The following is a 20,704-nucleotide window of genomic DNA, read 5'->3' as shown; positions in this document are numbered from 1 at the left end:
TTGACTCGGTCCATCGACACCGCGATCCTCGGGGCGCCCGGTACACCCCCACCGACCGGAGGCATCGCTGACCATGACTCGACCCCACTCGCGCGGGACGGGCGGCCGATCCGCTCTCCTGGCGCTGTTCCTCGCCCTGGCCGCCGTCCTCTTCGGCTCCGGTCCCGTGCCCGCGGCGGACGGCCCCGGTTCGTGGTGGGAGCCCACGTCCCGGCCCGCCCCCGACTCCCGCATCGACGTGACGGGCGCGCCCTTCACGGGAACGGACGCGCAGGGGAAGGTGCGCGGCTTCGTCGACGCGCACAACCACCTCATGTCCGACGAGGGTTTCGGCGGCCGGCTGATCTGCGGCCGGACGTTCGCCGCCGGCGGCGCCCCCGAGGCGCTCAAGGACTGTCCCGAGCACTATCCCGACGGTTCGGGTGCGCTGTTCGAGAACATCACCGGTGGCTCCGACGGCCACCACGACCCGGTGGGCTGGCCGACCTTCAAGGACTGGCCCGCACACGACTCCCTGACGCACCAGCAGAACTACTACGCGTGGGTGGAGCGCGCCTGGCGCGGCGGACAGCGCGTACTCGTCAACGACCTGGTGACGAACGGCCTGATCTGCTCGATCCTGCCCCGGGACCGCAGCTGCGACGAGATGACGTCGATCCGCCTCCAGGCCCGCAGGACGTACGAACTCCAGGACTACGTCGACGGGATGTACGGCGGTCCCGGCAAGGGCTGGTTCCGTATCGTCACCTCCGCCGCGCAGGCGCGCTCGGTGGTCGAGCAGGGCAAGCTCGCGGTCGTCCTGGGCGTGGAGACCTCGGAGCCGTTCGGCTGCAAGATGATCCTCGACGTGGCCCAGTGCGACAGGGAGGACATCGACCGCGGTCTCGACGAGCTGTACGGGCTCGGGGTGCGCAGCATGTTCCTCTGCCACAAGTTCGACAACGCGCTGTGCGGTGTCCGGTTCGACTCGGGGGCCATCGGGACGGCGGTCAACATCGGCCAGTTCCTGTCGACGGGCACGTTCTGGGCCACCGAGAAGTGCACGGGCCCGCAGCACGACAACCCGATCGGGCTCGCCGCCGCCCCGGTGATGGCCTCCAAGCTGCCGGCCGGGGTGAGCGTCCCCTCGTACGCCTCCGACGCCAAGTGCAACACCCGCGGCCTGAGCAGGCTCGGCGAGTACGCGCTGCGGGGCATGATGGACCGGGGCATGATGCTGGAGCTCGACCACATGAGCGTCAAAGCGGCCGGGCGGGCGCTCGACATCCTGGAGTCCGAGGAGTACCCGGGCGTTCTCTCCAGCCACAGCTGGATGGACCTGGACTGGACGGAGCGGCTCTACCGCCTCGGCGGTTTCGTCGCCCAGTACATGCACGGCGCCGAGGGCTTCATCGGGGAGGCGGGCCAGAAGGCCGCACTGCGCGAGAAGTACGGTGTCGGCCTGGGGTACGGGACCGACATGAACGGGGTCGGCGGCTGGCCGGGCCCGGTCGGCGCGGACGCGCCGAACGCCGTCACCTACCCGTTCCGCAGCTTCGACGGTGGGTCCGTGATCGACCGTCAGGTGACGGGAGAGCGCACCTGGGACCTGAACACCGACGGCGCCGCGCACCACGGGCTGGTGCCGGACTGGATCGAACAGATCCGGCTCACGCCCGGCGGCCCGGGGATCGTGGCCGAGCTGGCCGACGGCGCCGAGTCGTATCTGACCACCTGGAAGGCGACCGAGGACCACGAGCCGGGCGTCGACCTCGCCGCGGGGGCGGCCGCTTCGGCCAGTTCCTCGGAATGGAACCCGTTCACGAGCTACGCGCCGGGCCGCGCAGTCGACGGTGACGTGGACACCCGCTGGGCGAGCAACTGGTCGGACGACCAGTGGATGGGCGTGGACCTCGGGGCCGTACGCCGGGTCGGCCGGGTCACGCTCGACTGGGAGCGGGCGTACGCACGGCAGTACCGGATCGACGTGTCCGAGAACGGCACGGACTGGCGGACGGTGTGGTCCACGGACGCCGGGAACGGCGGGTACGACACGGCGGAGTTCCCGTCGACGTCGGCCCGCTACGTACGGATCCACGGCGAACGGCGGGCGACGCAGTGGGGCTACTCGCTCCATGAGGTCGCGGTCCACAGGGCCTGAGAGCCGGACGCGTCCGTCCCGCGTCCGAACGCGGGACGGACGCGGGACGGACGCGGGACGGGGCCGGCCGGATCACGCGCTGACCCGGTCGGCGCCGCTTCCGGCCCTCAACCCCCGTCGACCCCGGTCCAGTCGGCGGGGACACGGGCCAGCCGCACGCGCTGGGGGTGGTCGCCGACGTCCACGGAGGCCACGCGCCGACCGGTGGCGAAGTCGATCGCGGTCACCCGGTCGGCACCGCTCTCGGAGACGACACAGGACCGTCCGTCGCCGCTGACGGTCGCCCAGTACGGCTTGGACACCTCCACGAGCGGGCCCTCCTGGAGGGTGGCGCGGTCGACCACCGTGGCGTAGTCGTCCATCGTCCCGGCGACGCAGAGCTTGGTGCCGTCGGGACTCATCGAAAGGCCGTGATGACGCGAGTCGTTGACCCAGGTGGTGCGGTCGGGATCGGTCGCCGGGTTGCCGGGGAGGGTCTTGAGGCGGGTGATCCGGTCCGTGGCGATGTCGTACTCCAGGAACCCGTTGAGGAAGGAGACCTGGAGGTAGAGCTTCTTCTCGTCCGGTGTGAAGGCGACGGGGCGGACGGCGTCGGAGAGGTCTCCGCGCCCGAAGGCGTCGAGGCGTCCCCGCATGTCGATGACGCGGACGGTCTCGAAGGTGCGGGCGTCGACGACGGTGATACGGCGGTCCCCCTTGGTCCAGTCGAGCCATGGCGCGTCGAGGGCGGTGGTGACCTCGCCGATGGACATGTTCCACAGGAGTCCGTCGGAGGTGAAGACGTTCTCGTGGGGCTTGTCGCCCGTCTTGAAGGAACCGAGTTCGCGGCCGGTGGTGATGTCGAGGACGTGGACCGTGTTCGCCGTGGAGGCGGAGACGGCGACGCGGGTGCCGTCGGGCGAGACGGCCATGTGGTCGGCGCGGTAACCCGCCACCGGGAAGCGCCAGTTGATCCGTCCGGTGCGCAGGTCGAGGGAGACGACATCGGCGAAGCTGGGCCGGGAGACGACCATGGCGCCGCCGTCGGGGGTCGCGTACATGTCGTCGACGAACTGGTCGTGGCCCTCCCCCGGGCCGTTGCGGACGCCAAGGAAGAAGGCCAGTTTGACGGGGTTGAGGTAGATCTCCCGGAGGCGCTGCTCCTTGTCGGGGATCACGTTCAGACGGCCGATGCGATGGAAGTCGCCCCGGGCGGCGATGACGTCGGCCGTTCCGTCCCAGTTGTTGCCGACGAACATCGCCTCGCGGAGACCGGCGGACGCCGGACCCTCGGGCGCGGCCGAACCGGTGGCAGCGCCGGTGGCGACGAGGGCGAGGGCGACCGCGACGGCCGCGGTGAGGCGGCGGGGGCGGGGTGCCGAGGTGCGGGCTGCCGAGGTGCGGGCGGTCGACGTGCGGGTGCTCGACCTGCGGGGAGAGGGCATGCGGGGATCCTTCTTCCGGCTCGCGGAGGTGGGCTTACCCGAAGTAACCATGTACATGTCAATTCGTGCAAGCCCTCCTCCGCACCTTCGTTCCGCAGGTCCCTCACCGCACTCCGACGCCCGGTGGGAGATCATGGGATCCGGAACCCAGAAGGGACGGAACGGACGATGAGGCACCGCAGTGTCGCCGACCTGATGACGCCGACCGCGGTGACGGTGCAGCCCGGGACGTCGTTCAAGGAGATCGCGCGGCTCCTCGACGAGTACGGCATCACCGCCGTCCCCGTGGTCGACGAGGAGAACCGGCCGGTGGGCGTGGTCTCCGAGGCGGACCTGCTGCGGCGGCACACGGCCAAGGACGGGCCGAGCACGGCCGAGGCCATGATGTCGAGTCCCGTCGTGACGGCCCGGCCCTCGTGGACGGCGGTCGAGGCGGCGCGCCTGATGGAGCGGCACCGGGTGAAGCGGCTGCCCGTGGTGGACTCGGAGGGGCGGCTCATCGGGGTGCTGAGCCGCAGCGACCTGCTCCAGCTGTTCCTGCGCAGGGACCGCTCGATCCAGGAGGAGATCCGCGAGGACGTGGTCGTCCGCATCCTGCGCCTCTCGCCGTCCGCCGTGCACATCGACGTCGACGAGGGCCGGGTGACGCTCAGCGGCACGCTGGACCGCCCGGGGCTCGGCCCGATCATCGTCCGGCTGTGCGAGACGGTGGACGGGGTGGTGGAGGTCGCGGACCGGCTGACGTACGAGGAGGCCGAGACGGCTCCCTCCCCGCCGGGAGTGGAGGAGGCCCGGGCGGCTCCGTCGCCTCCGGGAGCGGGCGGATCGAGCCTCTGACGTGTGCCCGCCCGGGTCAGGCCCGGGCAGCACACGTCAGCGCACGGGCGGCTGGTCAGGTCCCGGGCGGCTGGTCAGAACTCGGGGGCCCCAGTGAGGGCCCGGCGGGTCGTCGGCGCCCCGCCGGGCCGTCCTCGTGGGCGGCCGTCCCGTCAGGAGACCGCCTCCGGCCAGCCGTATCCGGGTCCGGTGTGCTGGGGTACGGTCCCCGCGCCCACCGCTTCCATGTCCCGGTTGGCCTCCCGCATGAGCTTGCCGGCCAGGTCCTTCATCGCCCGGCTCGCGGCGAGCTCGTCGCCGATCGCCGGCACGTCCGTGTCCGCCGGGTTGCACCGGGCGGAACCGTGTCCCGTGAGGGTCGAGTGTCCGGTGCTCAGCCGGGCCTCGGCCTCGGTCCTGCCGTCCTCCTCGACCAGTTCCACGCCGACCGTCCACTCCAGGTTGCGGGTCATGGCCTGCCTCCTCGCACACCGGACCGCGCGGAACCGGGGCGCGGCCCCTTCCGATACCTCCAGGATCCATCCCCGGACGCCGGAACGCACGCGCACCGGTCCACGCCCCGGGACCGCCACTGGGCCACTCCTCCGCCGGCGTCAACTGCGCAGGTACGAGGCTCCGTTGAGGTCGAGGATCGCGCCGGACGACCATTCGGCGACGGGAGACGCCAGCCACAGGACCGCAGCCGCGATCTCGGCGGGCTCGGCCACCCGGCCCAGGGGGCTCTGGGCGAGGATCGCGGCCCCCTCCGCCCCCTCCAGGCGGGGTGCGACGCGCTCCGTGGCGAAGAAGCCGGGCGCGACCGAGGCGACGGCGATCCCGTACGGGGCGAGGGAGACCGCGAGCGACTGGCCGAGCGCGTGGACGGCGGCCTTGGTCGCCGCGTAGGCCGGGTGGTCGGGTTCGCCGCGGAAGGCACCCCGGGAGCCGATGTTGACGAGCCGGCCGCCCGAGCCCTGGTCGATCATCCGCCGGGCGGCGAGGTGGCTGAGGTTCGCGGTGGCGAGCAGGTTCACGGACACGTGCCGCTGCCAGACGTCCACCCACTCCTCGTACGGGGTCTCGGCGAGGGGGTGGCGGAGGTTCACCGCCGCGTTGTTGACCAGGACGTCGATCCCGCCGAGGGCCTCGGCCGCCGCGTCGGCCACGGCGGCGGCTCCCGCCGGGTCCGCGAGGTCGCCGCCGACCAGGAGGTGACCCGTGCCGTCGAGGGAGTCCAGGGTGGCGCGGGCCTCGTCCGCGCGCGTACCGAAGTGGACGGCGACCCGGTCGCCGTTGGCGGCGAACGCCTGGGCGACGGCCCGCCCGAGACCCCGGGAGGCGCCACTGACGAGGACGCGACGGCCTGATGCGGGCAGGTTCATACGGGTGCCTTCCGGTCGGGTACGTCCCGCCGGGCATTCTGCCCGCCCCCGACCCGGCCTTCCCCGCCCGGGCCCCGGGCGGTCGTGGCCCTCGCCCGCTCTCGGCGCGTTCGGCGTGCTCGGCATGCTCGGCGTGCTCGGCGTGCTCGGCGTGCTCGGCGTGCTCGGCGCGTTCGGCATGCTCGGCGCGTTCGGCATGCTCGGCATGCTCGGCGTGTTCGGCGTGCTCGGCGTGTTCGGCGTGCTCGGCGTGTTCGGCGACCGCGTGCGAGGCCACCCTGGTGCACGGCGACCGCGGCGCGTCCGGATGATGGCTGTCATGATCAATGCATCCCGTGGCACCGGCACCTCCCGGCGCAGCCTGCTCACCGCCCTCACCGCCACCGCGGCCGCGGTTCCTCTCGCGTCGCTGACCGCGGCCCCCGCTCGCGCCGCCGCCCAGACGGGTGCCCCGGCTGCCGCACCCGCCGTGGCGCCGCTCGCCGCCCCCGTGTCCGGACTCGGCGCGCCCAGATCCGCCGTGACGATCGCGGACCTCGGCGCCGACTGGTTCGGTCCCGTGACTCTCGGCGCGCTCAGCACCGGCGTACTGGCCGGCACTCCGACCCGCACCGAGGTCACCTCCGGCGGCCGGCGCGTCGCGCTCCTGACGCACGGCGCCCGCACGGTGGTCCTTCCCGGCCCCGAGCGCACCTTCACCGAGGACAAGCGGCTCTTCGCCGACGACTTCCAGCGCACCCTGCCGGATCCGGCGCTGCCCGAGGCCGACCGGGTGTACTGGGGCACCGCCCCCGGCGGCGGCGGGTGGACCACGCTCGGCGGCTCCGCCACCGACTTCTCCGTGACCCCCGGTGCCGGGGTCATCAACCTCACCACGGACTTCGCGAGCCGCCACGCCAGCATCCGCGACGGTGAGATCACCGACGTCGACGTGCGCTCGGTGGCCAGGTTCGACAAGGTGCCCACCGGCCAGGCGTGCTCCTACGCCCTGTCCTTCGGCTACCAGGACTCGCACAACAACTACCGGGCCCGGCTGTCCTTCACCACCTCGGGGGCCGTCGAGCTCCGGGTCGAGAAGGAGGTCGCCGACGCCGTCACGCAGCTCGCACCGGCCGTCTCCCTGGCCACCGGGGTCGCGGCCGGCACCGACTGGACCATACGGGTCCGCCGCGAGGGCACGAGGATCCAGGCGAAGGCCTGGCGCACCTCCACCGCCGAGCCCGCCGCCTGGACCGCCGAGGCCGACGACGCCACCTTCGCCAAGGGCCGGGTGGGCCTGCGCGCCCTCGCCAACGACGGCTGCACCAATCTGCCGGTCAAGCTGACGGTGAGCCGTTTCGAGGTCACCGACGCGACCTGGGAGGCGCCGCCGACGGTCACCCACCGCGACTGGGTGCGCGTCCTCGACGAGCCGTTCGACGGCACCTGGACCCCGGCCGTCGAGGCCCGGATCCGCGCCTGGGCCGGTTCGACCGCGCCCGACGTGCTCGCCTACGCGGCGATGTTCCTGCCGGGCGCGCCGACGGTGAACGCGGGCGTGGGCACCGCCGCGGGCAAGCGGGTCCTCGGGCAGGCGGGCTACGGCTATCTCGACCCGCAGGGCAACCGCTACGAGGGCGCCGACTTCCACGAGTACATGAACCTCGGCTGGACCTTCCCGGACGGTACGTACACCGGGCCGTCCAGCAAGCAGGTCGGCAACCTGGACTGCTCCGGCTACACGCGGATGGTGTTCGGCTACCACCACGGGGTCCCGCTCGCTGCGGGCGCGGACACCTCCAGGACACGGCTGCCGCGCAAGTCCCGCGACATGGTGGACTTCGCGCCGGGTGTCCGCGTCGACCGGACGGCCGGAGGCACCCCGCCGGCCGCGGTGCTGCTCCAGCCGGGCGACCTCGTCCTCTTCAACGCCGACTCGGGTGACGACGGCGCGACGGTGACGGTCGACCATGTCGGCATCTACCTCGGCAAGGACGCGAACGGCAAGCGCCGCTTCCTCTCCAGCCGCAAGACCGGCAACGGCCCGACCATGTCGGACCTGGCGGGCTCCTCCACGCTGGACGGTACGGGCACGTACGCCATGAAGCTGCACACCGTGCACCGGATCTGACGCACGGCCCGGAACCGCCCGCCGGGCCTACGCGCTCCCGCGGGGACCCGCAGGACGATCGGGCCGCCCGCCCCCGTCCGGGTCCGCGCCGCGGAAGCGGTGCACGGGGATCCCGTGGGCCAGGGGGGTTATTCCCCCGGGGCCCATCGGAGATCGCATGGCAGCCATCGGATCGCGCATGGGAAAGATCTCCAGGACCGGAGTACGTTCGAGGACATCGCCACACCGGCGGTCTCGGACCGAGGCGCCGGGTGTGCGATCACCGTCCTCCGGGCTTGACCATGGCCCATACCGACCGGGAGAACCCCTATGCCCAAGATCCTTTTCGTGATGACCGGCGCCGACCACTGGACCCTGGCCGACGGTACGAAGCACCCGACCGGCTTCTGGGCCGAGGAGGCCGTCGCCCCGTACGAGGCGTTCACCGGCGCCGGGTACGAGGTCGTCGTCGCCACCCCCGGCGGTGTCGTCCCCACCGTCGACAGGAGCAGCCTCGCTCCCGAGGTCAACGGTGGTCAGGACGGCGCCGACAAGGTCGCCGCCACGCTCGGCTCGATCACCGCGCTCAGGAACCCGCTCCGTCTCGAAGACGTCAACCTGTCCGACTACGCAGCCGTCTTCTACCCGGGCGGTCACGGCCCCATGGAGGACCTCGCCGTCGACGAGACCTCCGGCAGGCTGCTGGTCGACGCCCTGAACTCCGGCAAGCCGCTGGCCGTCGTCTGCCACGGTCCGGCCGCGCTCCTCGCCGCCACCGACGCCGACGGCGCGAACGCCTTCGCCGGCTACCGGGTCGCCGCCTTCACCAACGACGAGGAGACCCAGTCCGGTTTCGCCGACAAGGCGAAGTGGCTCCTGGAGAGCCGGCTCGTCGAGGCCGGCGTGGACGTCCAGGTGGGCGAGCCGTGGGTGCCGAACGTGGTCGTCGACCGCAACCTCGTCACCGGCCAGAACCCCGCGTCCTCCGCCCCGCTCGCCGCCCAGGTCCTCAAGACCCTGGCCGGCTGAGGCGGCGGTCGCGCCCCCTCCGCCGGTCGCCCGCGAAGGCGGGACGGGTGGCCTGCCATAGGAGACCCGTAGGCTTGCCGTGTGAGGCATAGGGATCCTGATGGGGCTGTCGGCGAGGCGCGGTCCGCCGCGGCTCCCGTGGCGGACCTGAACCTGCTGCGTACCTTCCTCGCCGTCTACCGTTCCGGCTCGTTCACGGCGGCCGCCGGTCTCCTGGGTCTGTCGCAGCCCACGGTGACCACCCAGATCCGTGCCCTGGAGCGATGGACCGGCCGGGAGCTGTTCGAGCGGTTGCCACGGGGCGTCTCCCCCACGGCGGGCGCCCACGACCTCGCGGCCCGCGTCGCCGCTCCTCTCGACGCGCTCGCGGTCGCGGCCGGCGACGGGTCCGAGCCGCACGAACGGGCCTCCCCCGTCCATCTGGCGGGGCCCGCGGAGCTGCTCTGCACCCGGGTCCTCCCGGCCCTGGTCCCGTTGACGGCGGAGGGGGTACGGCTCAGCGTCACGCCGGGCCTCACCGAACCGCTCCTCGACGAACTCCGGAGCGGCCGCCACGATCTGGTCATCGCCACGTTCCGGCCGCGCGGGCGGGCCCTGGCGGCCGTTCCTCTGATGGACGAGGAGTTCGCGCTGGTCGCCGCCCCCGTCTGGGCCGACCGCGTCAAGGAGCGGGTGGCCGAGGAGGGGCCGGCGGCCCTGCACGGGGTCCCTCTGATCACGTACGCGGAGGACCTGCCGATCGCCCGGCGTTACTGGCGGCACGTCTTCGGGACCCGGCTGTCCCGACCCGCCGCCGTCACCGTGCCCGACCTGCGCGGTGTCCTGGCGGCGGTCACCGCCGGAGCGGGTTTCAGCGTCCTGCCGCGCTATCTGTGCGAATCCGAGCTGGCCTCCGGGGCCCTCGTCCTCCTCCACCGCCCCGACGACCCGCCCATCAACACCGCCTATCTCGCCCAGCGCCCCGGCCGCCCCGCGCACCCGGACGTCACCCGCGTCCGCGACCTGCTGATCGAGGCCGGCCGGGCCTGGTGACCCGGCGCGCGACGGCTCACCCCGCGCGTACGGCGGGCGGGGTGACGGCGTCGGTGGCGGCGCGGCGCCACGCGGATTCGCGGAGCAGCCGCAGTCCGTTGAGTCCGACGAGGACGGTGGAGCCCTCGTGGCCGAGGACGCCGAGGGGCAGCGGCAGGCTGCCGAGGAGGTCCCAGAGCACCAGGACGGTGATGAACGTTCCCGCGATGGCGAGGTTCTGCACGACCAGGCCCCGGGCGCGGCGGGAGAGCGCGACGACGGTGGGGACGGTGGCGAGTTCGTCCCTGACGATCACCGCGTCGGCGGTCTCCAGGGCGAGGTCGGAGCCGGCCCGGCCCATGGCGACGCCGGTGTGGGCGGCGGCCAGAGCGGGCGCGTCGTTGACGCCGTCGCCGATCACCATGACCTTGCGTCCTGCCCGCTCCTGGTCCCGGACGGCCGCGACCTTGTCCTGGGGCAGGAGGCCGGCCCGTACGTCGGTGATGCCGACGGCGGCTGCCAGACGGGCGGCGGCGCGCGGGTTGTCGCCGGTGAGCAGCGTCGGCGCGGCGCCGGTCAGCCCGGTCAGGGCGGCGACGGTGGCGGCGGCGTCCGGGCGGAGCCGGTCCTCGATGCCCAGGACGCCGACCGGCGCTCCGTCCACGACGACCAGTACGGCGGTGTGGCCGCCCGCCTCCAGTTCGGCCGCCACTCCTGCGGCGCGGGCGGAGAGCGCGTCGTCGGCCCCGTGCAGGAGCCGGGCGGGGGCGCCGACCCGGACCTCGTGACCGCCGACGGTGGCGGTGACGCCGATGCCGGGGGCGGAGCCGAAGTCCTCGGCGGGCGCGAGCCGGAGGCCGCGGGCGTGGGCGGCGAGGACGACCGCGCGGGCCAGCGGGTGCTCGCTGGGGTACTCGGCGGCGGCGGCGAGCGCGAGCAGCCCGTCCTCGTCCGGGCGACCGGAGGGGAACGTCCCGCGGGACTCGTCCGACGCACCCGCCCCCTCCCGGACGGCTCCCCGCTCGTGGTCGGCCGTCGCGCTCGCACGCGCCGCCGCTCCTTCCGGCGCCCTCGTGGTCCGGCCCGGTCCGGACAGGGGGCGGACAGCGGTGACGCGAGGGGTGCCCTCGGTCAGCGTGCCGGTCTTGTCGAGGGCGACCGCGTCGACCTGTCCCAGGCGCTCCATCACCACCGCGGACTTCACCAGGACGCCGTGCCGGCCGGCGTTCGCCAGGGCAGAGAGGAGCGGCGGCATGGTGGCCAGGACCACGGCGCACGGCGAGGCGACGATCATGAAGGTCATCGCGCGCAGCAGGGAGGCGGTGAGTTCGGCGCCGAACGCCAACGGGACCAGGAAGACGGCCAGGGTGGCCGCGACCATGCCGAGTGAGTACCGCTGCTCGATCTTCTCGATGAACAGCTGTGTGGGGGCCTTGGTCTCGGAGGCTTCCTCGACCATGCGGACGATCCGGGCGATCACCGAGTCCGAGGCGTCCCGCCCGACCGCGACCCGCAGCACGCCCGTGCCGTTGAGGGTGCCCGCGAAGACCTCGTCACCGGTCTCCTTGGCCACTGGCAGGGGCTCGCCCGTGATGGTGGCCTGGTCGACCTCGCTCGCCCCCGTCAGGACGCGGCCGTCGGCCCCGATCCGCTCACCGGGGCGGATGACGATGACGTCCCCGACCACCAGGTGGGCGGTCGGCACGCTCTCCTCGGCGTCGTCGTCCAGGACCCGCGTGGCGATGGTGGGGGCGAGGTCGAGCAGGCCGCGTACGGAGTCCTCGGTACGGGCGGTGGCGATCGCCTCCAGGGCGCCGGAGGTCGCGAAGATGACGATCAGGAGCGCTCCGTCGAGGACCTGCCCGATGGCGGCCGCGCCGAGGGCGGCTACCACCATCAGGAGGTCGACGTCCAGGGTCCTGCTCCTCAGTGCCCTCAGGCCCTGCCACGCCGGTTCCCAGCCGCCGGTGAGGTACGTGGCGGCGAAGAGCGGGCCCCATGTCCAGGCCGGGGCCCCGAGGAGGTCCAGGGGGAGGCCGGCGAGGAACAGCAGCAGGGCGGCCAGGGCCCAGCGGGCCTCCGGCAGCGCCAGGACGCGGGTGCGCCGACGGGCGTCCGCGATGCCGGCGGACGGCGGTGCGGACTTGGTCAGGGTGGAGGGCATGACGGAGGGAGCCCCTTCGCGGGAGGAGTCGTACACCCCCACCGTACAGGAACACTTGAACATCCATTCATGTGTTTGCTTCCGTAGGATGCTGCCATGGGCCATGGAGTGAACGCACCGGACAGCAGCGCGGCACCGCACACCCGTCTGACCCCGGAGAACGCGCAGCAGGTCGCCACCACGCTCCAGGCGCTGTCCACACCGTCGAGGCTGCTGATCTTGGCCCGCCTCCGCGAGGGGCCCTGCGCGGCGACGGAGCTCGCGGGGGCCGTCGGCATGGAGCAGTCGGCCTGCTCCCATCAACTGCGCCTGCTCCGCAACCTCGGCCTGGTCACCGGCACCCGCGAAGGCCGCTCCGTCGTCTACGCGCTCCACGACGACCACGTCGCCGGCCTCCTCGACCAGGCCCTCCATCACGTGGAGCATCTCCGCCTCGGCATGTCCGACACGGTGACGGGGCCGCGCTGAGACGGCGCCCGTCTCCCCGCGCGGGCGTGGACGGGCGCCGCCGGTCAGCGCAGGGTCGGCTCGTGCCGGCGCATCATCGCCAGGGACTCCATCCGCCTGGCGGCGGGCCGTGCGGTGCCCAGGGCGGCGCTCGCGGTGATCAGCAGCGTCGTCGCGCTGAGGGCGAAGCGCCCGGCGGGCCCGTCGAGCGCCAGGAGCGTGAGCACGGGGACCAGGGCCACGGCCGTCATGCAGAGCGCGGCGATCAGTCCGATCCGCACCTGGACGTACTGGATGTACTCGGCGGTCGGCCGGCCCAGACGGATCCCGGGGATGAAGAGGCCCGCCCCCTTCAGCCGGTCGGCGAGTTCGACGGCGCCCGGCTCGATGCCCGCCCGGAGCCACGCGTGCGCGAAGACGACCAGGACGTACGGGAGGAGCAGCCACGGTCCCACCGGCGCCGGCACCAGGAGCAGCAGGGACGCCGGGACCATCACGCCGAAGCCGCCCTGTCCGCCCCTCACGGGCACGTACGTCGGCGTGGCACCGTGCAGCCGGCGGCCGATCATCCGCTTGGCCCGCTGTACGGGGATGCGCCGGTCCCCCTGCTGCACGGCGATGACCATGGCGACCATGACCACGAGGGCGACGGCGACGAGAAGGAGGACGACGGCGCCCCGGGTGCCTCCGGTCTCGCGGGCGGCGCTCAGCACCTGGCCCGGGACGACCGCGGCGATCTGGGCGAGGAACAGGACGGAGAGGCCCTCCCCGACGCCCCGGGCCGTGATCAGCCCGCCCAGCAGCACGACGACCGCCGTACCCGCCGTCATGCAGGCCACCAGCGCGACCCGCACGAGCAGGCCGTCCGCGCGGGCGTGAAGGAGGGACGAGTCGCCCGAGGCGCAGACGTCGGCGAGCGGGACGCACCCGCCGTCGGTCACCGCGCCCACCACCACGACGGCGGCCCCGGCGGCCAGGAGGACCGCCAGCCACCGCGTCACGCGCGCGATCACGGCGGCGCCCTGCTCGCCGGCCGCCCGCAGGACCCGCACGCGCGGGACCAGCTGGCTCACGACCTGCATGACGAGACGGGCGGCGATGACGGGTGCCGTCCCGAAGGCGAACACCGAGAGCCCGCCCAGCCCACCGCCGGTGAGCAACTCGACGAGGCCCTGGAGCGGCCCCCGTCCCCCGTCACCGCCCGCGGCGGCCCCGTCGGGCGCCCCGCCGCGTACACCGGGCAGGGGCAGGTTCTGGCCCAGCCGGAAGACCACGACGGCGAGCACCGTCCACAGCAGTTGCCTCCGCAGCTCGGGTACGCGCAGCACTCGTGCGAGCATGAACGACTCCCCCGTCCGTCCTCACGTCACCGGGGCCGGATGTTCACCCCACCGAACGCTCTCCCCTGTTGGACACCGAGTCAACTCCCTTACGGGCCAGGGGCGTCGCCGCTCGCGCCACGACCAGGAGGAAGAGCCCGCAGGCCGCCACGAGCAACCACCCGGGGCGGGTCGCCGCGGCGAGGCCGGTGGGGCCGACGCCCGCGACCAGACCGCCGGCGACGGCGATGCCGACCGCCGCACCGACCTGACGGGCGGTCGACGTGATCGCTCCCGCGACTCCGGCCCGGGACGGCGGCAGTCCGCCGACGGCCGTGTTCGTCAAGGGGGCGTTGGCGAAGCCGAACCCGATGCCGATCAGCAGGAAGGCGAGGAGGATCACCCCGACGCTCGTGTCCCGGTCCAGGCGCACCAGGCACAGTCCTCCGGCCGCGGTGAACCCGCCCGCGAGGACGAGCGGCAGCCGCGCGCCGCGCCGGCCCACCAGGGCGCCGGCCCAGGGTGCGCACAGGGTGGCCCCGAGCGCCATGGGCAGGGTCGCCGCGCCGGTCGCGAGCGGAGTCCAGCCGCGGGCGTGCTGGAGGTGGAGGGTGTTGAGCAGCAGGGTCACGTTCAGGGCGACGAACACCGCGGTCGCCCCGAGCACGGCCGTGACGAAGGGGGGCCGACGGAAGAGGCCGAGGTCCATCAGGGGTTCGTCGCGGCGCTGTTCGACCAGGACGAAGCCGACGACGGCGGCCGCGGTCAGGGCGTAACCGGTGAGGGCCGGGGGTGACGTCCAGCCGATGCGCGGTCCCTCGATGAGGAGACCGACGGAGAGCCCGATCGTCGCGGTGAGGAGCACGGTCCCCGGCAGGTCGACGCGGCGGCCGCGGCGGCCACGGGACTCCGGTACGAAGACGGCGACCAGGACGAGAGCGACGAGGACCACCGGCACGTTGATCCAGAACACCGAGCGCCAGCCGAACGCGGCGATGAGCGCCCCGCCGGTGACGGGACCCGCCGCCATGCTGAGGCCGAAGACCGAGGCCCACACCCCGATCGCGCGGGCCCGTTCGCGGGGGTCGGGCATCGCGTTCACCACGATCGCCAGGGCCACGGGGCTCAGCATCGACGCTCCGATACCCTGCACGGCCCGGGCGGCGACGAGCGTGCCGAGGGAGGGGGCGAGGGCGCACGCGAGGGAGGCGAGACCGAAGACGAGCAGTCCGCAGCGGAAGACCCGACGGCGCCCGAAGCGGTCCGCGAGGGCGCCGGAGACGATGAGGAGACCGGCCATGACGACGGTGTAGGCGTCGACGACCCATGCGAGACCGCGGGTGCCCGTGCCGAGACCGCGTCCGATCTCCGGCAGCCCCACGTTCACGATGGTGGTGTCCACACCGACCAGGAACATGCTGAGCGCGCAGACCGCGAGCACGGTCCAGCGCCTCCGTGGGCTCAGTGGGGCGGGCGAGGCGGTCAAGGATGTCGTGAGCATGATGTTCCCCCTTCGACGAAGTCGTACGCGCCCAGGTTGGGGCGGGGGGACGGCCGGGGACCAAGAACTTTGCGGATACCGCAAAACGTCCGTGTGGACGCCGGACTCGCGAACCGTCGCCGGGCCTCGTCGCGGGCGGTGCCGTCGCACGCGTACGGCCGCCCCGAGAGACCGGGGGGAGTCGACGCGCGTCAACGGACCCCCGACCCGGCACGGAGTGCCGCCGGATCATAGGCTGCGGGTATGCCCAGAACTTCACCCCACATCGCCTTCGACGCCCTCCTCGCCGGCAACAAGCGCTTCGTAGCGGGCTCGGTCGAGCATCCGAACCAGGACGCCGCCCGCCGCACCGAGCTGGCCCCCGGTCAGAACCCGTTCGCCGTCGTCCTCGGCTGCTCCGACTCGCGGCTCGCCGCGGAGATCATCTTCGACCAGGGCCTCGGGGACCTGTTCGTCGTACGGACCGCCGGCCATGTGCTGGGGTCGGAGGTGCTGGGGAGCGTCGAGTACGCGACCAGCGTGCTCGGCGCACGTCTGGTCGTCGTCCTCGGACACGACTCGTGCGGGGCGGTCGCGGCCGCCCGCGCGGCGGTGGAGGACGGCTTCTCCGCCGGCGGCTTCGTCCGTGACGTCGTGGAGCGTGTCACGCCGAGCATCCTCGCCGCCCGGGCGGCCGGTCTGACCGGTGACAGCGACATCATCGACGAGCACATCCGGCACACCGTGGACCTGATGCTCGACCGCTCCCGTCTGCTGTCGCAGCAGGTCGAGGCCGGGGAGGTCGCGGTGGTCGGCCTCGGCTACCAGCTCGCCGAGGGCAGCGCGCGCCTGGTGACCTCGCGCGGGGACATCGCCGGCGGGGACGAGGAGGGCGACGCGCCTTCTAGCCGCTGACTGTCGACGCGTGACGTCGCCCGCCGACGCGCGGTCCGCTGGCGCCTTGGCCCGCTGACACCCTGGCCCGTTGACGCCCTGGTCCGCTGACGCCCTGGTCTGCCGACGCCTTGGTCCGCTGACGGTCGCGCGATCGGGAGCGGGCGTCTCACCCGGCCGGGCCGGGGCGGCCGACGCCCGCGGGCTCCCGTCTGTGCCAGGAGCCGGTCCGGGCGTCGTGGGTGACCAGCCCGAGGCGGGCGAAGTCACGGAGCCAGCCCTCCATCGGCCATTCGCCCCAGCGGCGGTGGAAGAGGGCGCCGTTGCGCAGGATGTCGTCCAGGTGCTCGACGGGCGGCCTGCTGACGGGGTGGTACTGGTGGTGGGCGGCGGCACCGCCGACCCACCACAGGTCCACCCCCCGTCCGGCGGCGGTCATGGCGAAGTCGGTGTCCTCACCGCCGTAGCCGGTGTAGTCCTCGCAGAAGCCGCCGATCCGCCGCCAGGTGGCCGCGGTCACCGCGAACGACAGGGACCAGAACAGCCGGTGGTCGCCGCCGGTCCGCACCTCACCGTCCGAGGGGACGGGCCGTCCGGGGTGCGGAGACGCCAGCCGGGACAGCGCGTCGAGGCGGTAACCGTCGGCGGGCGGCGGGGGAAGGTAGGCGACGGTGCCGCACAGCAGAGCGCCGTCCTCGGCGGTGTCGGCGTAGCGGGCCAGCAGGCCCGGTCCGGGTACGCAGTCCACGTCGAGGAAGACCAACAGGTCGGCGCCCGCCTCCAGAGCCCGCCGGGCGCCCGCGTTACGGGCGGCCGCCAGCGGCAGACCGCCTCCGTCGATGCGCGGTACGGCCACGGTGTCCGCCGTCGGCGGACGGCCCCGCACCACGTCGGCGGCGCCCGGATCGTCCATGGTGACGACGACGTAGTGATCGGGCCGGCGGGTGCCGTGGGCGAGACCCCGTTGTTGCAGTGCCAGATGGCGGTGGCGGCCCGCGACGAGGGTGATCACCGCGACGCGCATGTGGTGCTCCCGCCCGGGGGTGAGGTCGGGGCCGCGTCCGCGCCTGTGTCCGCCCGTACGCCGATGGCCGTGCTCCGGCCCGCGTCCGCACGTACGCCCGGGTCCGCTTGCACTCCCATGTCCTCACGCACGCCCGAGACCTGACGCACACCCGCATCGGTGGGCGCCTCCGGGTCGGTGCGCGCCTCCGGCGCGGCCAGGCGGTCGAGCAGGCGGGCGGCGCGCTCGGCCCCGTCACCTGGAGCCCACAGGCCCCACCGGTCACCCCCGGTCCGAAGGGCTTCGTCCAGGAGCCCGGGCCAGTCCCGGGGCTCGGGCCAGCGGTCCCGTACGGTGGCAAGTCCGCCCGCTGCCAGGGCGCGGGCGGTGGCGTGCTGTTCGCCGTGCGGCCGGGACTGCGGCACGATCACGGCGGGTGTGCGGGCGGCGGCGCACTCGGCCACGGCGTTCTGGCCCGCGTGGGTGACCACCACGTCGGCCCGGCAGAGCAGGGGCCAGGGGTCCTCGGTCCAGCCGCCCGGGCCGCCGAGCACCGTCCAGTTCCATCCCGGGGTGGCGTCCGCCGCCCCCCGCAGGTCGGCAGCGGTCAGCTCGGTGCCTCCGGCACCGAGCATCAGCAGCACCTCCCGGCCGGCCGTGGACCGCTCGGGCCGGGGACCCGTACCGCCCGGCTCACGCTTCTCCGGGCGGGGCCGTCCGTCGTGGCGGGAGAAGGCGCCGGTGTGCTCGGTCTTGGCGCGCCACTCCGGTGGCCAGTCGGGTTCCGGCAGCGCCGCCGGCCAGGGCGCCATGAGGGCGTCGGCCAGGTCGTACGCGAGGCGGTGGGCCGCGTCGGAGCGGTCGCCGCGCATCGCGGAGACCACGACGGGCACACCCATGAGCCGGGCCAGGGTCGCGACTTCGACCGAGACGTCGCTGACGAGCAGTGCGGGCGCGGTGCGGTCGATCCAGTCGGCGACGGCCGCCATCCGGGAACGGAGCCCGGCGTGGTGGCGGGGTACCCAGTGGAGTCGGCCGTGCGCCGTGGGATCGGCGGTGGCGGTGCCCGCCGGTCCGTCGGTCACCGGCCCGGTGTCGAGGGGCAGCGGGATCCACTCCCCGGGCCAGTCGGCGGGGCGGGGCAGCGAGGACAGACCGGTGAGGGGCGTACGGGTCCGGTGGGCGACGCACCGCGCGCGGTGGAGGTGGCCTCGGCCCTGGTGGTGGACGTAGTAGCCGATCACTGGGTCAACTCCTCGTAGATCGCGGTGTACTCCTGGGCCATGGTGTCCAGCGAGCAGAAGCGTTCGGCGCGTTCCCGCGCGGCCCGGCGGTCCAGCCGCACGGTCTCGGGAACGAGCGCGGCGAGGGCCGCGGGGTCGTCGGCCGGGGCGAGCCGGCCGCATTCCGGCGTGAGGATCTCGCGCAGCGCACCCCGGTCGAAGCCGCACACCGGAGTGCCGCAGGCCAGCGCCTCGGCGACGACCAGACCGTACGGCTCCTCCCAGCACGGGGTGACGAGCGCCGCGGCCGCCCCGCCCACCAGCCGGGCCAGGGCCCTGCGGTCCAGGTGGCCGACGTAGTCGATGCCGTCGCCGAGGAGGGGCTCGACGTACTCGGCGAAGTACCGCGGGTCCCCCACCGGTCCCGCCATGCGCAGCGGCAGGCCGGCCTTGCGGGCCGCCTGCGCCGCCAGGTGCGCCCCCTTCTCCGGGACCAGCCGCCCCGACCAGACGAGGTAGGGCCCACCGGGGCCGGGAGGCCACAGGCGGGTGTCGATCCCGTTGCGCACCACCCGGGCCCCGGGCGCGGTCCCGCGCCAGGCCTCCGCGGTGTGGGCGCTGACGGCGGTGAACGTCACGGGGCAGCGGTCCTGCGCCTGGACGGCCGACTCGAGCCACGGGGTCGGCGGGGTGTGCAGGGTGGTCACGACCGGCAGCCGCAGCGCCGACGCCATCGCCACGGGCAGATGGTGGAGGCTGTTGTTGTGCACCACGTCGAAGCGCCGTTCGCCGTCCTGCGCGAGATCCAGCATGAGCCGCAGGTAGGCGTGGTGCTCGGCCATCCAGACGGCGTCGGGCATGCTGACGTCCTGGCGGGCGATGGTGCTCAGCACCGGCCGGTGCACGGGGAGTTCGTGCACCCCCAGGCTCGGGTCGGAGCCGGGGGCGGCGAACAGTTCCACGTGGTGCCCGCGCTCGGACAGCGCCTTCGCGAGCGTCCAGGTGTGCGCCTCAAGACCTCCGGCGAACGGTTCGCCGACGGGGAAGCGGGCGGAGGCGATCAGGACGATCCGCAACGGGACGCTCATCGATCCAGCTCGTGGTAGAGGTCCCGGTGCGCGCGGGCGACGGCGGCACGCTCGGCGGTCCGGGCGGCGGCCGAGGCCCGCCACGCGGGACGCGTGCGGTACGCCTCCAGGACCGCGGCACGCAGGGACTCCTCGTCGAGTCCGTTCTCCGCGTCGTTGCCGAAGGACAGGCAGGGACGCTGCTGGGCGTAGTACCCGCAGGTGGGCGCCGCGACGGCGGTGCCGAGGTCGTGACACGCCTCGAGCCAGCCCGAGTGGGTGCCGAAGGTGTACGGCAGGACGGACAGGTCCAGGCCGCTCAGGTAGTCCCACAGCGCGTCGTCGTCGAGGTAGTCGTGCTCGTGCAGGTGCAGCAGGCCGCGTGCCGCCAGTGCCCGCAGCTCGTCGAGCACGGCCGGGGCGTAGGCGTGGGCGCCGGGGTCGCCCACCTCGCGGTGGATGTTCACCTGGAGGTCGGAGTCGGGCAGCTCGGCGAGCGTCTCGGCCAGGACCCGCACCACGGGCAGGACGGCCATGTTGGGTCGCAGGCTCTTCGCGTGGAGGCCGACGCGGAAGCGGTCGCGCGGCGGGCGGGGCCGGGTGAGGTGCGGCCGCTCCACCACATGGGGGTGGGGCAGCACCGTGGCCTTTCGGTTCCAGCGCCGGGCGATCTCGTCGGCGGCGCCGGGCGTGAGGGTGATCAGCCGGTCGGCCGCCGGGACGAGAACGTCCAGGGCGGCGCGGTGCGGCGCCGGGTCCACCTGGTGCGGGTTGTGCAGGTCGTGGACGGTGTAGACGAGCGGCTTGCCGTGGCGGCGCAGCGCGGTCACGAGGTCGTCGAGCGCGGCCGGGCCCTGCGCGTCGAAGCCGAAGTGGAGGTGGAAGACGTCGAACTCCGTATGGTGTCCGTCCACCCAGGCGGGTTCGAGCATGACGGGCGGCCACCAGCGGCCGGAGGTGCTGGGCGCGCCGTTGGGCCGGGGGTCCGTGAGGCGGATGACGCCGTCAGCGGCTTCCTCGTCGCCGCAGTGCCGTACGTAGACGTGACCGGAGGGTACGGAGGCCACCCGTACCGAGCGGTCGCCCGGTCGGCGGGACGGTGAGGTCGGCAGGGCGGTCTGATCGGTCATGACGGTGCTGACTCCCGCGTGAGGGTTCCGGCGCCCTGGGCAGTACCCGCGCCTCTTGTCACGGCATGCACGGCACGGGACCGGCG

17 protein-coding genes are annotated in these 20,704 nt (G+C 73.8%); 7 read left to right on the top strand and 10 right to left on the bottom strand.

The genetic code is table 11. From position 1 onward, the window contains the following. Positions 1-73: 73 nt before the first annotated feature. The gene (locus tag ACFWV2_RS17385; RefSeq protein ID WP_384405888.1) at positions 74-2,140 is read left to right on the top strand and encodes a discoidin domain-containing protein; all 2,067 of its coding nucleotides are present in this window, start codon (positions 74-76) and stop codon (positions 2,138-2,140) included. Positions 2,141-2,247: 107 nt separating this feature from the next. On the opposite strand, the gene ACFWV2_RS17380 is transcribed toward ACFWV2_RS17385, so the two are convergent. Continuing rightward, entirely contained in the window at positions 2,248-3,564 is a 1,317-nt protein-coding gene (locus ACFWV2_RS17380) for a YncE family protein (protein WP_384405887.1), read from the bottom strand. 168 nt (positions 3,565-3,732) lie between these two features. Between ACFWV2_RS17380 and ACFWV2_RS17375 the strand changes: the two genes are divergently transcribed. Further along, positions 3,733-4,401 (top strand): CBS domain-containing protein, encoded by a 669-nt coding sequence (locus ACFWV2_RS17375; RefSeq protein ID WP_384405886.1) that lies wholly within the window; start codon positions 3,733-3,735, stop codon positions 4,399-4,401. A 152-nt stretch (positions 4,402-4,553) separates the two neighbouring features. Here ACFWV2_RS17375 and ACFWV2_RS17370 read toward each other — a convergent pair whose 3' ends face one another. Together ACFWV2_RS17370 and ACFWV2_RS17365 are read right to left on the bottom strand one after the other, a co-directional pair. Next, complete coding sequence (locus ACFWV2_RS17370) at positions 4,554-4,853, bottom strand: DUF1876 domain-containing protein (RefSeq protein WP_384405885.1); 300 nt, start codon at positions 4,851-4,853, stop codon at positions 4,554-4,556. Positions 4,854-4,994: 141 nt separating this feature from the next. Continuing rightward, complete coding sequence (locus ACFWV2_RS17365; protein ID WP_384405884.1) at positions 4,995-5,762, bottom strand: SDR family NAD(P)-dependent oxidoreductase; 768 nt, start codon at positions 5,760-5,762, stop codon at positions 4,995-4,997. Between the two features lie 124 nt (positions 5,763-5,886). Between ACFWV2_RS17365 and ACFWV2_RS17360 the strand changes: the two genes are divergently transcribed. The 3 genes from ACFWV2_RS17360 to ACFWV2_RS17350 all read left to right on the top strand — a co-directional run bounded on the left by ACFWV2_RS17360 (position 5,887) and on the right by ACFWV2_RS17350 (position 9,912). Next, complete coding sequence (locus ACFWV2_RS17360) at positions 5,887-7,872, top strand: NlpC/P60 family protein (protein ID WP_384405883.1); 1,986 nt, start codon at positions 5,887-5,889, stop codon at positions 7,870-7,872. Positions 7,873-8,181: 309 nt separating this feature from the next. Continuing rightward, a complete protein-coding gene (locus ACFWV2_RS17355) occupies positions 8,182-8,880 on the top strand; it encodes a type 1 glutamine amidotransferase domain-containing protein (protein WP_384405882.1) in 699 nt (232 codons plus the stop codon). Positions 8,881-8,961: 81 nt separating this feature from the next. After that, positions 8,962-9,912, top strand: a complete 951-nt coding sequence (locus ACFWV2_RS17350) for a LysR family transcriptional regulator (RefSeq protein ID WP_384405881.1) — start codon at positions 8,962-8,964, stop codon at positions 9,910-9,912. Between the two features lie 16 nt (positions 9,913-9,928). Here ACFWV2_RS17350 and ACFWV2_RS17345 read toward each other — a convergent pair whose 3' ends face one another. After that, the gene (locus ACFWV2_RS17345) at positions 9,929-12,055 is read right to left on the bottom strand and encodes an HAD-IC family P-type ATPase (protein ID WP_384405880.1); all 2,127 of its coding nucleotides are present in this window, start codon (positions 12,053-12,055) and stop codon (positions 9,929-9,931) included. Positions 12,056-12,151: 96 nt separating this feature from the next. On the opposite strand from ACFWV2_RS17345, the gene ACFWV2_RS17340 reads away from it, so the two are divergent. Further along, positions 12,152-12,523 carry an ArsR/SmtB family transcription factor gene (locus tag ACFWV2_RS17340; protein WP_384405879.1) on the top strand — a complete coding sequence of 124 codons (372 nt, stop codon included), beginning with the start codon at positions 12,152-12,154 and terminating at the stop codon, positions 12,521-12,523. Between the two features lie 44 nt (positions 12,524-12,567). On the opposite strand, the gene ACFWV2_RS17335 is transcribed toward ACFWV2_RS17340, so the two are convergent. Both ACFWV2_RS17335 and ACFWV2_RS17330 read right to left on the bottom strand, forming a co-directional pair. Beyond that, positions 12,568-13,842, bottom strand: coding sequence for a preprotein translocase subunit SecY (locus ACFWV2_RS17335; protein ID WP_384405878.1), 1,275 nt, complete (start codon positions 13,840-13,842; stop codon positions 12,568-12,570). Positions 13,843-13,885: 43 nt separating this feature from the next. Then, positions 13,886-15,322 carry an MFS transporter gene (locus tag ACFWV2_RS17330; protein ID WP_384405877.1) on the bottom strand — a complete coding sequence of 479 codons (1,437 nt, stop codon included), beginning with the start codon at positions 15,320-15,322 and terminating at the stop codon, positions 13,886-13,888. Between the two features lie 243 nt (positions 15,323-15,565). Between ACFWV2_RS17330 and ACFWV2_RS17325 the strand changes: the two genes are divergently transcribed. Beyond that, positions 15,566-16,216, top strand: coding sequence for a carbonic anhydrase (locus tag ACFWV2_RS17325; protein ID WP_360792991.1), 651 nt, complete (start codon positions 15,566-15,568; stop codon positions 16,214-16,216). 148 nt (positions 16,217-16,364) lie between these two features. Here the strand turns inward: ACFWV2_RS17325 and ACFWV2_RS17320 are convergent, their stop codons facing one another. From ACFWV2_RS17320 to ACFWV2_RS17305, 4 genes are read right to left on the bottom strand one after another with little or no spacing between them, the layout of a single operon-like run. Further along, the gene (locus ACFWV2_RS17320) at positions 16,365-17,219 is read right to left on the bottom strand and encodes a glycosyltransferase family 2 protein (protein WP_384405876.1); all 855 of its coding nucleotides are present in this window, start codon (positions 17,217-17,219) and stop codon (positions 16,365-16,367) included. Next, positions 17,204-18,442: a glycosyltransferase gene (locus ACFWV2_RS17315; RefSeq protein WP_384405875.1), complete on the bottom strand. Its 1,239-nt coding sequence runs from the start codon at positions 18,440-18,442 to the stop codon at positions 17,204-17,206. The genes ACFWV2_RS17320 and ACFWV2_RS17315 overlap by 16 nt, the downstream gene beginning before the upstream one ends. Further along, positions 18,439-19,509, bottom strand: coding sequence for a glycosyltransferase (locus ACFWV2_RS17310; RefSeq protein WP_384405874.1), 1,071 nt, complete (start codon positions 19,507-19,509; stop codon positions 18,439-18,441). Before ACFWV2_RS17310 ends, ACFWV2_RS17315 begins: the two co-directional genes overlap by 4 nt. Beyond that, positions 19,506-20,618: a glycosyltransferase gene (locus tag ACFWV2_RS17305; protein WP_384405873.1), complete on the bottom strand. Its 1,113-nt coding sequence runs from the start codon at positions 20,616-20,618 to the stop codon at positions 19,506-19,508. The genes ACFWV2_RS17310 and ACFWV2_RS17305 overlap by 4 nt, the downstream gene beginning before the upstream one ends. Positions 20,619-20,704: the final 86 nt, after the last annotated feature.

Source organism: Streptomyces sp. NPDC058671, assembly GCF_042716475.1.
Taxonomy (GTDB): Bacteria; Actinomycetota; Actinomycetes; order Streptomycetales; family Streptomycetaceae; genus Streptomyces.
Note: the sequence above shows the minus strand (reverse complement) of the source record. Positions and strands in the feature narration are given on the sequence as shown.

Coding starts and splice junctions, on each gene's coding strand:
- ACFWV2_RS17325 (WP_360792991.1), top strand. CDS start 15,566: ATGCCCAGAACTTCACCCCACATCGCCTTCGACGCCCTCCTCGCCGGC.
- ACFWV2_RS17370 (WP_384405885.1), bottom strand. CDS start 4,853: ATGACCCGCAACCTGGAGTGGACGGTCGGCGTGGAACTGGTCGAGGAG.
- ACFWV2_RS17365 (WP_384405884.1), bottom strand. CDS start 5,762: ATGAACCTGCCCGCATCAGGCCGTCGCGTCCTCGTCAGTGGCGCCTCC.
- ACFWV2_RS17345 (WP_384405880.1), bottom strand. CDS start 12,055: ATGCCCTCCACCCTGACCAAGTCCGCACCGCCGTCCGCCGGCATCGCG.
- ACFWV2_RS17355 (WP_384405882.1), top strand. CDS start 8,182: ATGCCCAAGATCCTTTTCGTGATGACCGGCGCCGACCACTGGACCCTG.
- ACFWV2_RS17305 (WP_384405873.1), bottom strand. CDS start 20,618: ATGACCGATCAGACCGCCCTGCCGACCTCACCGTCCCGCCGACCGGGC.
- ACFWV2_RS17385 (WP_384405888.1), top strand. CDS start 74: ATGACTCGACCCCACTCGCGCGGGACGGGCGGCCGATCCGCTCTCCTG.
- ACFWV2_RS17360 (WP_384405883.1), top strand. CDS start 5,887: ATGCTCGGCGTGCTCGGCGTGCTCGGCGTGCTCGGCGTGCTCGGCGCG.
- ACFWV2_RS17340 (WP_384405879.1), top strand. CDS start 12,152: ATGGGCCATGGAGTGAACGCACCGGACAGCAGCGCGGCACCGCACACC.
- ACFWV2_RS17380 (WP_384405887.1), bottom strand. CDS start 3,564: ATGCCCTCTCCCCGCAGGTCGAGCACCCGCACGTCGACCGCCCGCACC.
- ACFWV2_RS17375 (WP_384405886.1), top strand. CDS start 3,733: ATGAGGCACCGCAGTGTCGCCGACCTGATGACGCCGACCGCGGTGACG.
- ACFWV2_RS17335 (WP_384405878.1), bottom strand. CDS start 13,842: ATGCTCGCACGAGTGCTGCGCGTACCCGAGCTGCGGAGGCAACTGCTG.
- ACFWV2_RS17320 (WP_384405876.1), bottom strand. CDS start 17,219: ATGCGCGTCGCGGTGATCACCCTCGTCGCGGGCCGCCACCGCCATCTG.
- ACFWV2_RS17310 (WP_384405874.1), bottom strand. CDS start 19,509: ATGAGCGTCCCGTTGCGGATCGTCCTGATCGCCTCCGCCCGCTTCCCC.
- ACFWV2_RS17330 (WP_384405877.1), bottom strand. CDS start 15,322: ATGCTCACGACATCCTTGACCGCCTCGCCCGCCCCACTGAGCCCACGG.